We start from the raw sequence: 12,502 nt of genomic DNA, 5'->3' as shown, positions 1-12,502 counted from the left end.
CCGGCGCTCGACGGGCGGAGTCGCGACAGCTGCCATGCTGATCACCTCGCGGTGTGGCGCGCCCCCGGCACCGTGGTGCCGAGCCACCCGCCACGGTTGGGCGAATGCTCAGGTCTTCCCACTGTACGAGCCGCGAGGTGCCCCGCAACGTGGGGCCGCGGTCCGTTGACGCGAGCGTAGCGCCGCCGGCCGGCCGGCGAAACGGGCATCGCGGATCCCCGCGAAAACTGCCGTTCCCGCCCGGGAACGCGGCCGGGCCGTCACGCCGGGCCGGGCGCCGCGGCCCGCGCGGGCCGGGCGCCGCTCACGCCGGCCGGGCCAGCTGCGCGACGGCGCCGGCGAACACGCCGGGCAGCGCCCGGGCGGCCGGCACGATCGCCCGGCGCACCGGCCCGACGGCGCTCGCCGTCACCAGCACCCGGGTCAGCAGCCGGTAGCGCCGGACGATCCGGCGCCAGTCCGCCTCGTACGCCGCCGGGCGGCCGGCGGCCACCGCGGCGACGGCCGCCTCCGCCTGCGCCAGGGCCAGGGAGACGCCCTCGCCGGTGAGCGCGTCGACGTACCCGGCCGCGTCCCCGACGAGCAGCACCCGCCCCGCGACCCGGGCCCGCGCCCGCTGGTGCAGCGGCCCGGCCCCGCGCACCGTCGAGGTCGGCTCCCCCAGCCGCTCGCGCAGCGCCGGGAACGCCGCGAGCTGGGCGGCGTAGGGCTCCCGCCGGGTGGTGAGGAGCGCGACGCCGACCTCGCCGGGCCCGACTGGGGTCACGTACGCCTCGGCGTGCTCGGCCCAGTGGACCTCCACGTGGTCGGTCCAGGGGGCGACGGCGACGTGGCGGCGCAGCCCGTAGCGGCGCCGGCCCGCCGCCGGGGCGTCCAGGCCCAGGCCACGGCGCAGCGGGGAGTGCAGCCCGTCGGCGGCCACGAGGTAGCGCGCCCGGGTGCCGTCGACCAGGACGCCGTCGTCGTCCTGGCGCACCTGGCTCACCCGCCGCTCCTCCACCACCACCCCGGCCGCGGCCACCGCCGCGCGCAGGGCCTCGTGCAGCGCGGTGCGCCGCACCCCGCGCCCGGGCGGGCCGGGGAAGCGCGCCTCGGCCGCGGTGGTCCCGGCGACGTACCGGATGCCGCGCAGCGGCTGGCCGGGCGGGTCGAGCCCGAGCCGGGCGAGGCGGTCGACGGCGCCGGGCATGAGGCCCTCGCCGCAGGCCTTGTCGATGGCGCCCGGCCGCGGTTCGCGCACGACGACGGTCAGGCCCGCGGCGGCGGCGTGCAGCGCGGTGGCCAGGCCGGCCGGGCCGCCCCCGGCGACGACGACGTCGGGGGTCACGCCGGCCCCCGCGCCGGGGCCGGGCCGCCGGGTGCCGCCGCGGGGGCCGCGGCGCCCAGCGCCCGGTTCTCGGCGCGGACCCGGACGGTGAGCAGCACGGCGTTCGCGGCGGTGAACACGGCGGCGGTGACCCAGGCCGAGTGGACGAGCGGCAGCGCGAAGCCCTCCACGACCACCGCGACGTAGTTGGGGTGGCGGAACCACCGGTACGGGCCCCGCCCCACCAGCGGCAGGCCGGGCACGACGATGATCCGGGTGTTCCAGCGGGGCCCGAGGGTGGCGATGCACCACCAGCGCAGCCCCTGGGCGGCGAGGGTCAGCGCCAGCATGGACCAGCCCAGCGCCGGGACGAAGCCGGGATGGCGCCACCACACCTCGGCCACCGCGCCCACGAGCAGCGCGGTGTGCAGGGCCACCATGACGGGGTAGTGCCCGCGCCCGGTCTCCACCCCGCCGCGGGCGAAGCTCCACCGGGCGTTGCGGGTGGCAACGACGAGCTCGGCCAGCCGCTCGAGCCCGACGAGCAGCACGAGCGCGGTGAACCACGCGGCCGACGTCATGCCTGCAGCAGGACGAGCTCGGCGCTGAAGCCCGGGCCCATCGCCATCATCACGCCCGGCGAGCCGGGCTCGGGCGGGCGGTGGTCGAGGGTGTCGCGCAGGATGTGCAGCACCGACGCGGAGGACAGGTTGCCCACCCGGCGCAGGGACTCGGTGGTCAGGGCGAGCGCGTCGGCGTCGACGCCGAGGGTCTCGGCGAGGGAGTCGATGACCTTCGGCCCGCCCGGGTGGCACACCCACCAGCCGACGTCGTCCACGCCGAGCCCGTGCTCGCCCAGGAAGGCGGCGACGTCGGCGCCCACCCGGTCGCGCACGAGCGCGGGGACCTCCGCGCCGAGGACGATCTTGAAGCCGCTGCCGCCCACGTCCCAGCCCATCACCGCCTCGGTGCCCGGGTAGAGGTGGCTGCGGCTGGCCCGCACCGCCGGGACGGGCGCCCCGGCGGCGCGTTCGCCGGGCGCGGCGAGCGGGTGCTCGGCCCCGACGGCGAGGAGCGCGCCGGCGCCGTCGCCGAACAGCCCGGAGGCCACCAGGTTGGCCGGGGAGGTGTCCTGGCGCTGGATGGTGAGCGAGCACAGCTCGACGGCGACCAGCGCGGCCACGGCGCGCGGGTGGCCGAGGAGGTAGTCGTGCAGGCGGGCCGTGCCGGCCGCCCCGGCCATGCAGCCCAGCCCCAGCATCGGCACCCGCACGACGTCCCCGCGCAGCCCCACCCGGGCGGCGATGCGGGCCTCGAGGGAGGGCACCGCCAGGCCGGTGATCGTCGTCGAGACGATGAGATCGACGTCGCCCGGGGCCAGCCCGGCCCGGTCGAGGGCGCCGGTGAGGGCGCGCGTGCCCAGGTCCACGGCCGCCTCGATGAAGGCGTCGTTGGCGGCGGTGAAGCCCGCGAGGGCGGCATAGCGCTCCAGCGGCAGGGCGAGGTGGCGGTGGTCGACGCCGGCGCTGGCGTGCACCCGGCGCAGCAGCGCGTGGGTGGGGCCCTCGGCGCCGATCATCGCGGCGACGGCGTCGGTGACATCGCCCTGGGCGTAGCGGTGCTCGGGCAGCACCGCCTCGACCGCCACGAGGTGCGTCATCCCGGCAGCGTATGGGCGCGGGGCGCCGGGCGCGCCGCGAACGCGAGTCACACCCGGCGGGGGGCCGGGCCCCGGGCCATCATCCGCGGGCGGCGAGCATGACGACGTCGACCACGGCGAGGACCATCGCGGCCCGGAACGGGGCCTTGCCCCCGAGGCGCAGCGCGCCGGCGGCGCCCGCGACGCCCCCGGCGAGCACCGCCCACGCCCAGCCCGGCGTCGGCCCGGCGGGGCCGAGGACGATGACGGCGGTGGCGGCCACCAGGCAGCCGACCGCCAGGAGCCCGCTGGCCCGGGCGCCCAGGCGGTGCGGCAACCCGCGCACCCCGGTGGCGGCGTCGTCGGCCAGGTCGGGCAGCACGTTGAGCAGGTGCGCGCCCAGGCCGAGCAGGCTGCCCGCCGCGACCATCCACGCCGGCGGCAGCCGGGCCGGGTCGCCGGCCAGCCACACCAGCACCGGCAGCGCGCCGAAGGCCACGGCATAGGGCAGGAACGACCACACGGTGCGCTTGAGGCCGAGGTTGTACGCCCAGCCCGAGCCGACGCCGAGCACGAGGTGGACCAGCCCGGACAGCAGCCCGGCGGCCAGCGAGGCCACCGCGCACACCGCCAGGACGACCGCGAGCGCGCGGCGCACGACGGCGCGGGGCAGCGCGCCGGTGGCGACCGGCTTGTCGGTGCGGCCGACCAGGGCGTCGCGGTCGGCGTCCAGCAGGTCGTTGGACCAGCCGATGGACAGCTGCCCGGCGAGCACCGCGGCGGTGAGCACCACGCCGGTGACCGGGGGCAGCCCGGCAACGACGACGAGCACGGCCACCACCGCGGTCACCGCCAGCGTGGGCGCGAGGTGGCACGCCCGCAGCAGCGCCAGCGTCGTGGCCATGGCGGCAACCCTGGCACCGCCGCGCCCCGGCGGGAAGGGGCGGCCGCGTCAGAGGGACGCGGGGTCGAGCACGACGATCCGGTCGTCGCCCGGCCGGGGCCGGCCGCGGAAGGTGTTGTCGGTCAGCACCCACAGCTTCCCGGTGGGGTCGACCGCGACCGTCCGCAGCCGGCCGTACGTGCCGTCGAGCAGACGCTCGGGCTGCCCGGCGACGCCGCCGTGGATCGGCACCCGCCACAGCGACTGCCCCCGCAGCGCCGCGACGTACACGGCGTCGTCGAGCACGGCGATGCCGCTGGGCGAGGCCTCGGCGGGGCGCCACTGCACGAGCGGGTCGACGAACCTGGGGGCGCCGCCGCGGCCCTCGACCACCGGCCAGCCGTAGTTGGACCCGGGCGTGATGAGGTTGAGCTCGTCCCAGGTGTCCTGCCCGAACTCGCTGGCGTACATGCGGCCGTCGGCGTCCCAGGCGATGCCCTGGACGTTGCGGTGCCCCAGCGTCCACACCGGCGAGCCGGGGAACGGGTTGCCCGGGGCGGGGTGGCCGTCCTGGTCGATGCGGAGGATCTTGCCGCCGAGGGAGTGCAGGTCCTGCGCGGGGGTGCGGGTACCGGCCTCGCCGGTGGTGACGTAGAGGTAGCCGTCGGGGCCGAAGGCGAGGCGGCCGCCGTCGTGGATGCTCCCGCGCGGGATGCCGCCGAGAATGACGGTGTCCGGGGTGAGCGTCTCGCCGGTGAGGTGCATGCGCAGCACCCGGTTCTCGCGGGCGGCGCTGAGGTAGACGAACACCCGGCCGTCCTGGGCGAACGTCGGGGAGACCGCGATGCCGAGCAGGCCGCCCTCGCCGCCGGGGGCGACGCCCGGCACGGTGCCGAGGGGGTGTGGCCGCTCGCCGCCGACCAGGTGGAGGACCTCGCCGCGGTCGCGCAGCGTGACCAGGGCCGAGCCGTCGGGCAGGAACGCGAGCCCCCAGGGCACGTCGAGGTCGGTGGCCACGACCCGGGGCGCGGCGGGGGCCGGAGGCGTCGGCGGCGTCGGCGTGGTGGGCGGCGCCGCGGTGGGGGCCGGGGCCGTCGTCGTCGGGCCCGGCTCGGTGCCCCCGCTGCCGGCGCAGCCGGCCAGGGCCAGCACGGTGGCGAGGACGACGGCGAGCCGCGACCGGTTCGCGAGCCCGCCCGTGTGCGCACGCATGCCTCATTGTCCCGGGCGGCACGGCTGGGTGGGAGGATCTGGCGGTGAGGATCTGGTCCCTGCACCCGCGCTACCTGGACCGGCAGGGGCTGACGGCGTGCTGGCGCGAGAGCCTTCTGGCGCAGGCGGTGCTCGCCGGCCGGACCCGGGGCTACCGCCGGCACAGCCAGCTCGAGCGCTTTCGCGCCCAGTCCGACCCGCTCGCCGCCGTCGGCGCCTATCTCGTGGTGGTCGCCGAGGAGGCCGCGGGGCGCGGGTACCGCTTCGACACCGGGCGCATCGACCGGCCCGCCGCGATCGCCCCCGCCGACGGGGCCGACGGGGCCGACCGGCTCGTCGGCGTCGGGCCCCCGCCGGTGCCGCGTGTACCGGTGACCGAGGGGCAGGTCGGGCACGAGTGGGGACACCTGGCCGCCAAGCTGGCCGTCCGCAGCCCGGAACGGGCCGCCGCGCAGCGCGCCGCGACCCCGGCGGTGCACCCGCTCTTCGTCGTCGTCCCCGGGCCCGTGGAGGCGTGGGAACGGGTCTGAGGGCCGGGCGCCCGCGGGCGCGTCCTCGCCTTGCCGGGACAACCGCGGCGGCGCGCGGTACAGGGGTCCGCGGCGCTTCACCGCCGACGGCACCCAGATGCGGTGGACCTGTCAGCGCCGCTGCGGCTCCGGGCGGCTCCAAGACCAATTTCCACGGCGGTAGGCGCGCCCGTCAGGCCAGCGCTGCCCAGATGAGCAGCTGGGTGACGCAGAAGCCGGTGACGAGGTTGAGCCAGAGGAAGCGGCGCCAGCCCGCGTGCGCCTCCTCGCAGCGCTCGTCCGGCAGGGACCGGAACGGGGCGATGCTGACGATGTAGGGCACCACGAGCACCGTGGCGAGCCGGGCCGGCCAGCCCGCGGCGAGCAGGACGAGCCCGGCGGCGGCGTACAGGACCATGGCGGCCCGGACCGTCCGCGCGGCGCCCAGCCACGTGGCCACGGAGCCGATGCCGGCGGCCCGGTCGGCGCCGACGTCCTGCACCGCGCCGAAGGCCTGGGACGCCATGCCCCACAGGAAGAACGCCAGCAGCGCCGCGGCCGCCGTCGTCGTGGCCGGCGCGCCGACCAGGGCGAGCCCGAACAGGGCGGGGCTGACGAAGTGGGTGCTCGAGGTGATCGAGTCCAGCCCCGGCCGCTCCTTGAACCGCAGCCCGGGCGCCGAGTAGGCGATGACCGCGAACACGCTCACCACGAGCACCGCCGTCGAGGCCGGCGAGCCGAGCGCGACGAGCGCGACGAGGAACGGCACGTTCGTCACCGTGGCGGCAAGGAGGGTGAGCCGGTGCAGGCGGCGGTCGAGGACGACGCCCTCGATGCCGCCCTTGCGCGGGTTGCGCAGGTCGGACTCGTAGTCGAAGACGTCGTTGACCCCGTACATGAGCAGGTTGTACGGGACGAGGAAGTACACCGTGCCGACCACCCACGCCGCCGTGACCCCGCCGCCGGAGGCGAGGTAGGCGGCGGCGAAGGGGTAGGCGGTGTTGATCCAGCTCACCGGGCGCGAGGCGCCGAGCAGCTGCCGGAGCGCCGCCCGGGGGGCCTGGCCGGCGCGGGCCGTGTCCGCCCGGGTCTCCTCGGCGCCGCTCATGATTCCTCCTCTGCCGCGGCCGTCGCCGGCCGCAGCAGCTCCGCGAGCGCGGGCAGCAGCAGGGCGGCGGCCAGCGGCCAGGCGAGGTCCTCGACGGGCGCGAGCAGCAGCCGCGGCCCGGCCAGGGCGGCGGGGTCGTAGCGGAACAGGTCGGCGGCGATCATGACGCTGTCGAAGACGACCGTCAGGACCAGCAGGACGACGGCGACGACGCCGGTGCGCGCCCACCAGGCCGGCCCGAGCCGGCGGCGCCACGTGGCCACCGCCGCCACCGCCGCCGCGGCCGGCAGGAACAGGCCGGCGATCCCGACGTACGTCACCGGACCTCCTCCTCGGCCCGTACGGCCCCGGCGCCGGGCAGCGCCCGGGAGCCCCGCGCCCGCGCGACGACGTCGACCAGGCCCCGCAGCACCAGGGTGAGGTAGCACAGGAACACGACGAAGAACAGCTCCTCGAGCGGCAGCTCGGGCGCGAGGAGGACGCCGGTCATCGCGGCGCTGCCGCCGCGCTCGTAGACGCCCGCCGCGATGGCGGCGGCGTCCCACAGGAGGAACAGCACCGCGCCGGCCAGGAGGACGACGGCGCCGCGCCGGGCGTCGGCCCACAGCACTAGCCGCCACCGGCGGTCGAGGAGCGCCAGGCAGCCCAGCGCCACCAGCAGCGCGGCGAGGTAGAGCCAGCCGGTCATCGTGCCACCACCGCCCGCGCGGCGGGCGGGCGCGTCGCGGCGCGCACCCGCGCGGCCATGATCTCGGCGCTGATGAGGCACATCGGCAGCCCGACGCCGGGGATGGTGCTCGACCCGGCGTAGTACAGCCCGGCGACCTTGCGCGAAGCGTTGCCGGCCCGGAACATCGCGCTCTGGCGCAGGGTGTGCGCCGGCCCGAGCATCCCCCCGCGCCAGGCGTTGAGCCCGGCGGCGAAGTCCGCGGGGCCGATGGTGCGGCGCACGACGACGCGCTCGCGCAGGTCCGGCACGCCGGCCCAGTCGGCGATCTGGTCGATGGCCGCGTCGGCGATGGCCTCGACCACCGGCCCGCCCCGGCCGGCGATGCCGCCGCCGCCGATCCCGACGTCGGCGGGCACGGGCACCAGGACGAAGAGGTTCTCGTCCCCCGGCGGGGCCACGGAGGGGTCCGTCGCCGACGGCTTGCACACGTACGCCGAGGCCGGGGCGGGCACCCGACCGCCGAAGACGGCGTCGAAGTTCGCCCGCCAGTCGCGGGTGAAGAACAGCGAGTGGTGGGCCAGCCCGGGCAGCCGCCCCCGCACGCCGAGCAGGACGAGCACCGCGCCGGGCCCGGAGGTGCGCCGGTCCCACCACTCCTGCGGGTAGGTCCGCAGCCACGGGGGCAGCAGCGCGGTCTCGACGTGGTGGAGGTCGGCGGCCCCGACGACGACGTCCGCGCCGAGCTCGAGCTCGTCCCCGGTGGGGCCCGTGTACCGGACGCCGGCGACCCGGGGCCGCCCGTCCCCGGCGCGGGTGGTGATGGCGGTGGCGGTGCACCCGGTGTGCAGCCGCGCGCCCCGGGCTGTCGCGAGCGCGGCGACGACCTCGATGAGCCGGGCGAAGCCGCCCCGGGGGTAGAGCACGCCCCCGGTCAGGTCGAGGGCGCTCATGAGGTGGTACATGCTCGGGGCCCGGTCCGGGGAGGAGCCGAGGAAGACGGCCGGGTAGCCGAGGATCTGGCGCAGCCGCGGGTCGGTGACGTGCGCGGCGGCGAGGTCCTCCAGCGGGCGCAGCAGCAGCGGCGCCAGCCGGTGGGCGTGGCGCAGCACCTCGGGCGCGAGGAAGGGCCGGACCGAGGTGAAGCTCGTGTAGAGGAACCGGTCCAGGGCCAGGTCGTAGGTGCGCCGGGCCGAGGCGAGGTAGCGCTCGAGCTGGGCGCCGGCGCCCGGCTCCAGGCGCTCGAAGGTGGCGACGTTCGCGGCGGCGTCGGCGACGATGTCCACCGGCTCGGCCTGCCCCTCGAAGAAGACGCGGTACGCCGGGTCGAGGGGCACGAGGTCGAGCTGTTCGGCGGCGCTGGTGCCCAGCTGCCGGAAGAAGTGGTCGAACACCTCCGGCATGAGGTACCAGGACGGGCCGGTGTCGAACCGGAAGCCGCCCGCGCTCCACGACCCGGCGCGCCCGCCCAGCTCGCCGCGCTGCTCGAGCAGGTCGACGGCGTAGCCGTCGCGGGCGAGCAGGGCCGCGCCGGCGAGGCCGGCGATGCCGCCGCCGACGACGACGGCGCGGGGGGCTTGCGCGGTCATCGGCGTCCCTCCAGGACGGCCCGGGCGAGGATGCGGGCCTTGACGAGGCCGGGCACCCGGACCCGGGTGCGGGTCAGCGTCGCGGCGGGGGTCGCCCGCAGGCGCCGGGCGAGCTCGGCGAAGAGGTCGTGGGCGGCGCGCACCGCGCGCCGGCTGCTCGCGGGCAGGTGCGGGATGGCCGCGCGGGCGGCGGCCAGGTCGGCGGCGACGTCGTCGAGCAGCGCGTCCCGGCAGGCGTCGTCGAGGCGGCCGACGTCCACGCCGGGAAAGTAGCTGCGGCCGCGCAGGTCGTGGTCCTCGGCGAGGTCGCGCAGGAAGTTGATCTTCTGGAATGCCGCTCCCAGCCGGGCGGCGCCGTCGGCGAGCTCGGCGTACGCCCGTTCATCGCCGGCGAGGAACACCCGCAGGCACATCAACCCGACCACCTCCGCCGAGCCGTGCACGTACTCCGCGAAGGAGCCGGCGTCGTGCGCGGTGACGGACAGGTCGGCCCGCATGGAGCCGAAGAACGGCTCGACGAGGTCGCGGCCGATGCCGCACCGGCGAGCGGTGAGCGCGAAGGCGTGGACGACGAGGTTGGCGCTGTGGCCGGTGCGCAGGGCCTGGTAGGTCTCCTCCTCCAGGACGGTGAGCAGGTGCGCACGCTGGTCGGCCGGCCACTCCCCCGGCTCGTCGACGATCTCGTCGGCCACCCGCACCAGGGCGTAGACGTTGCGGACGTGGGTGCGCACGGGCTCGGCGAGCAGCCGGGTGGCCCACCCGAAGGACGTGGAGTAACCGGCGATGACGACGGCGGCGCTGGTCTGGGCCACGGCGTCGTACCGGGCGGCGTGGTCGGTCAGGAGGCGGCGCCGCACCGCGGGGGCGCTCATGCCGCCCGCGCCAGGCCGGCGGTGGTGGCGGCGACCCAGCCGCCCAGGTCGGCGCCGAGGTCCAGCGGCTCGGCGACCGCCCGGGCGACCTCGCCATAGCTGGCCGCCAGGTCCTCGATGAACCGGCGCGACCCGGAGGCGGTGAGCAGCTCGCGCACGCGGGCCGCGCCGGTGGGGTCGATGCGCGGGTCGCCGACGTAGGCCGCGAGCTCGGGCCACCAGGGGGTGGTGCGGGCGTGGGCGACCAGCGGGGTGCACTTGCCCTCGCGCAGGTCCGACAGGGCGGGTTTGCCCGTGTCGGCCTCCTCCCCGAAGACCCCGTCGAGGTCGTCGCGCAGCTGGAAGGCGACGCCGAGCAGGCGCCCGAGCTCGCCGAGACGCGCGATGACCGCCTCGTCCGCCCCCGCGAGCACGGCGCCGGCCTGCAGGGGCAGCTCGAAGGAGTACACCGCGGTCTTGTGCTCCTCCATGGTGAGGATCTCCGCCAGGTCCGCCCCGCCGGTCAGGCTGAGGCGCACGTCGGCCAGCTCTCCGGCGGCGCTGATGCGCAGCGCCCGCTCGAGCAGGTCCAGCAGCCGGCGCACCGTGGCGGGCGGCGCGCCGCACAGGGCGACGGTGCGGACCGCGCCGGCCAGGGCGAGGTCGCCGGCGAGGAGGCCGGCGACGTCGCCGTAGCGCTCCGCCCGCGCCGGCGTCACGCCGGCCCGGCGGGCCCGGTCGGTGAAGGTGCCCGAGACGTTGGGGCGCCCCCGGCGCGTGCGGTCGCCGTCGATGACGTCGTCGTGGACGACGAAGGCGGTGTGGAGCAGCTCCATGGCGGCGGCCACCTCCGCCGCCACGGCGACGTCGGTGCCGCCCAGGGCCGCGTGGACGGACAGCAGGAGCCGGGGGCGGACGCGCTTGCCGCCGTCGGCCGCCCGCTCCAGCGCCGTCCACAGCTCGGCGTCGTGGGCGTCCACGCCGCCGCGGCGGGTGGTGAGGAACCGGCGCAGGGCGGCGTCCGCCGGGCCGGTCATCGCGCCGTCGCCCGCGCGGGTCATCCCGCCACCTCCAGGGTCTCCCCGGCCGGCAGGTCACCCAGGCCGCGCACGAGCTCGACGAGCGCCGGGCTCAGCGCCCAGGGCGCGGCGACGACGGCCCGGCCCAGCTCCTCGGGGTCGACCCAGCGGTGGGCGAGGACTCGGGCGGGGTCGGGGTCGCGTCGGCCGGTGACGGAGGCGAGGTAGACCCCGCGGGTGGCGATGGTGCCCGGCCGCACGCACACGGGCTCGACCAGGGCGAGGCCGAGGTCGTCGCGGCCGTGCCGGGCCACCGCCCGGGTCATGGGCTCGGCAGGGCGGGCGCGGCCGTCGAGGGCGTGGCTCCACAGCGCCGGCCACGCGCGGCGCACGAGCAGCACCCGGCCGGCGCCGTCGATGACGAAGCAGGCGAAGCCGCGAAGGTCGGGCACCGGCGGCGGCGCCTGGCGGTGCGGAGCGGTGGTGGTCATGGCTCCTCCTGGGTGGGCCGGTGCGAAGGAGATTACTAGCCAGGCTAGTTAAACGCTAGGGGAGATTTCGGGTGGTAGCCTCGCCCGCATGGCCGACCGCGCGCACTACTGGTACGCCGACGGCGAGGAGACCGTCGCCGTGCTGCGGGCGCTGCGGCGGTTCCGGCGCGCCGACGAGGAGATGCGCCGGCGGATGAGCGCCGACATGGACATGAACGTCACCGACCTGCAGGCCCTCCAGGTCGTCATCGCCGCCGAGCGGACGGAGACGCCCGCCACGCCGCGCATGATCGCCTCGCGGCTGCACATCTCCACCGCCTCGACGACCAAGCTGCTCGACCGGCTGACCGCCTCCGGGCACCTGGTGCGCTCCCCGCACCCGCGCGACCGGCGCTCCCTGGTGGTGCGGGCGACGGCGCACGCGCACGCCGAGGTCCGCGAGCGGCTCGGGCACATGCACGAGCGCATGGGAGAGATCGCCGGCGCGGTGCCCGAGCACTGCCGGCCGGCGGTGGTCGCCTTCCTCCTGGCGATGGCCGAGGAGTTCGACCGCACCGGCACCGTGGCCCCGCTGACGCCGTCGCCGCAGCCGCCCGCCTCCCAGGCCGGCCGGGTCCGGCCCTAGCGGTCGGCCGCCGCGCTCACACCCGGGCGAGCACCCCGGCGAGCGGGGCGGGCACCCGTCCCGGGTCCAGCGCCGCCACCAGCAGCGCGGCATAGCGCGCCTTGCGCCCCGACCGGACGCCGAGGAAGCGACGCAGCACCGCCTCGCGGGTCCAGGTGCGCTGGGCGGGCATGCCGGCGAGGAGTCGCAGCGAGCGCGCCTCGCCCGCGGCCGCGATGACCTCCTCGACGGCCGCCACGCCGAGGGCGCGGATGAGCTCGTCCTCCAGGTCCGCGGTGCACGCGAAGAAGCCCAGGGCGGGCAGCGCCCCGGGCTCGAGGGCGGCGGGCAGGCCGGCCGCCGCCAGGCCGCGGCGCAGGTGGGTCTCCTCGGGGGCGTCGTAGAGCCCCGCGAGCGGCACGCCCAGCCCGCGGGGCCCGTAGCGCGCGGCGAACGCGCGCGTGTTGGTGATACCGCCCATCGCGACGACCTCGACGCCGTCGGCGGCGAGGTCCCGGCCGGTGCGCGCGGCGAGGGTGAGCAGCGCCGTCCGGTCGCTGTTCCCCTCCACCAGCACGACTGCCCGGGGTGTCACCACTCCCCTATTGGCGTGGCCCGCGCAGC

At 77.6% G+C, this 12,502-nt stretch carries 15 protein-coding genes; 2 read left to right on the top strand and 13 right to left on the bottom strand.

Annotation, left to right across the window (positions count from 1 at the left end; translation table 11 throughout):
* Nucleotides 1-304: 304 nt before the first annotated feature.
* The 5 genes from GD880_RS05225 to GD880_RS05205 form a co-directional block, all read right to left on the bottom strand.
* Complete coding sequence (locus GD880_RS05225; protein WP_152230565.1) at nucleotides 305-1,327, bottom strand: NAD(P)/FAD-dependent oxidoreductase; 1,023 nt, start codon at nucleotides 1,325-1,327, stop codon at nucleotides 305-307.
* The gene (locus GD880_RS05220) at nucleotides 1,324-1,887 is read right to left on the bottom strand and encodes an isoprenylcysteine carboxyl methyltransferase family protein (protein WP_152230564.1); all 564 of its coding nucleotides are present in this window, start codon (nucleotides 1,885-1,887) and stop codon (nucleotides 1,324-1,326) included. The genes GD880_RS05225 and GD880_RS05220 overlap by 4 nt, the downstream gene beginning before the upstream one ends.
* Nucleotides 1,884-2,966: a type III polyketide synthase gene (locus GD880_RS05215; protein WP_152230563.1), complete on the bottom strand. Its 1,083-nt coding sequence runs from the start codon at nucleotides 2,964-2,966 to the stop codon at nucleotides 1,884-1,886. Before GD880_RS05215 ends, GD880_RS05220 begins: the two co-directional genes overlap by 4 nt.
* 79 nt (nucleotides 2,967-3,045) lie before the next feature.
* Complete coding sequence (locus tag GD880_RS05210) at nucleotides 3,046-3,849, bottom strand: UbiA family prenyltransferase (RefSeq protein WP_152230562.1); 804 nt, start codon at nucleotides 3,847-3,849, stop codon at nucleotides 3,046-3,048.
* Between the two features lie 48 nt (nucleotides 3,850-3,897).
* Nucleotides 3,898-5,040, bottom strand: a complete 1,143-nt coding sequence (locus GD880_RS05205; protein ID WP_152230561.1) for a PQQ-dependent sugar dehydrogenase — start codon at nucleotides 5,038-5,040, stop codon at nucleotides 3,898-3,900.
* A gap of 44 nt (nucleotides 5,041-5,084) precedes the next feature.
* Between GD880_RS05205 and GD880_RS05200 the strand changes: the two genes are divergently transcribed.
* On the top strand, nucleotides 5,085-5,570 hold the full coding sequence (locus tag GD880_RS05200; protein WP_152230560.1) for a pyrimidine dimer DNA glycosylase/endonuclease V: 486 nt from the start codon (nucleotides 5,085-5,087) through the stop codon (nucleotides 5,568-5,570).
* Nucleotides 5,571-5,742: 172 nt separating this feature from the next.
* Here GD880_RS05200 and GD880_RS05195 read toward each other — a convergent pair whose 3' ends face one another.
* From GD880_RS05195 to GD880_RS05165, 7 genes are read right to left on the bottom strand one after another with little or no spacing between them, the layout of a single operon-like run.
* Nucleotides 5,743-6,657 (bottom strand): prenyltransferase, encoded by a 915-nt coding sequence (locus tag GD880_RS05195; protein WP_152230559.1) that lies wholly within the window; start codon nucleotides 6,655-6,657, stop codon nucleotides 5,743-5,745.
* Nucleotides 6,654-6,977, bottom strand: a complete 324-nt coding sequence (locus GD880_RS05190; RefSeq protein ID WP_152230558.1) for a lycopene cyclase domain-containing protein — start codon at nucleotides 6,975-6,977, stop codon at nucleotides 6,654-6,656. The genes GD880_RS05195 and GD880_RS05190 overlap by 4 nt, the downstream gene beginning before the upstream one ends.
* On the bottom strand, nucleotides 6,974-7,345 hold the full coding sequence (locus GD880_RS05185; RefSeq protein WP_152230557.1) for a lycopene cyclase domain-containing protein: 372 nt from the start codon (nucleotides 7,343-7,345) through the stop codon (nucleotides 6,974-6,976). The genes GD880_RS05190 and GD880_RS05185 overlap by 4 nt, the downstream gene beginning before the upstream one ends.
* On the bottom strand, nucleotides 7,342-8,913 hold the full coding sequence (gene crtI / locus GD880_RS05180; RefSeq protein ID WP_152230556.1) for a phytoene desaturase family protein: 1,572 nt from the start codon (nucleotides 8,911-8,913) through the stop codon (nucleotides 7,342-7,344). The genes GD880_RS05185 and crtI overlap by 4 nt, the downstream gene beginning before the upstream one ends.
* Nucleotides 8,910-9,785, bottom strand: coding sequence for a phytoene/squalene synthase family protein (locus tag GD880_RS05175; protein ID WP_152230555.1), 876 nt, complete (start codon nucleotides 9,783-9,785; stop codon nucleotides 8,910-8,912). Before GD880_RS05175 ends, crtI begins: the two co-directional genes overlap by 4 nt.
* Nucleotides 9,782-10,825: a polyprenyl synthetase family protein gene (locus GD880_RS05170; RefSeq protein WP_152230554.1), complete on the bottom strand. Its 1,044-nt coding sequence runs from the start codon at nucleotides 10,823-10,825 to the stop codon at nucleotides 9,782-9,784. The genes GD880_RS05175 and GD880_RS05170 overlap by 4 nt, the downstream gene beginning before the upstream one ends.
* Entirely contained in the window at nucleotides 10,822-11,274 is a 453-nt protein-coding gene (locus GD880_RS05165; RefSeq protein ID WP_152230553.1) for an NUDIX domain-containing protein, read from the bottom strand. Before GD880_RS05165 ends, GD880_RS05170 begins: the two co-directional genes overlap by 4 nt.
* A gap of 88 nt (nucleotides 11,275-11,362) precedes the next feature.
* Here GD880_RS05165 and GD880_RS05160 point away from each other — a divergent pair, with 88 nt between their 5' ends.
* Nucleotides 11,363-11,899: a MarR family winged helix-turn-helix transcriptional regulator gene (locus GD880_RS05160; RefSeq protein WP_152230552.1), complete on the top strand. Its 537-nt coding sequence runs from the start codon at nucleotides 11,363-11,365 to the stop codon at nucleotides 11,897-11,899.
* 16 nt (nucleotides 11,900-11,915) lie between these two features.
* On the opposite strand, the gene GD880_RS05155 is transcribed toward GD880_RS05160, so the two are convergent.
* Nucleotides 11,916-12,473 (bottom strand): TOPRIM nucleotidyl transferase/hydrolase domain-containing protein, encoded by a 558-nt coding sequence (locus GD880_RS05155; protein ID WP_226909394.1) that lies wholly within the window; start codon nucleotides 12,471-12,473, stop codon nucleotides 11,916-11,918.
* Nucleotides 12,474-12,502 lie beyond the last annotated feature (29 nt).

Origin of the sequence: Georgenia ruanii, from assembly GCF_009193175.1 — a bacterium.
Taxonomy (GTDB): Bacteria; Actinomycetota; Actinomycetes; order Actinomycetales; family Actinomycetaceae; genus Georgenia; species Georgenia ruanii.
This window is presented reverse-complemented; position numbering and strand designations above follow the sequence as displayed.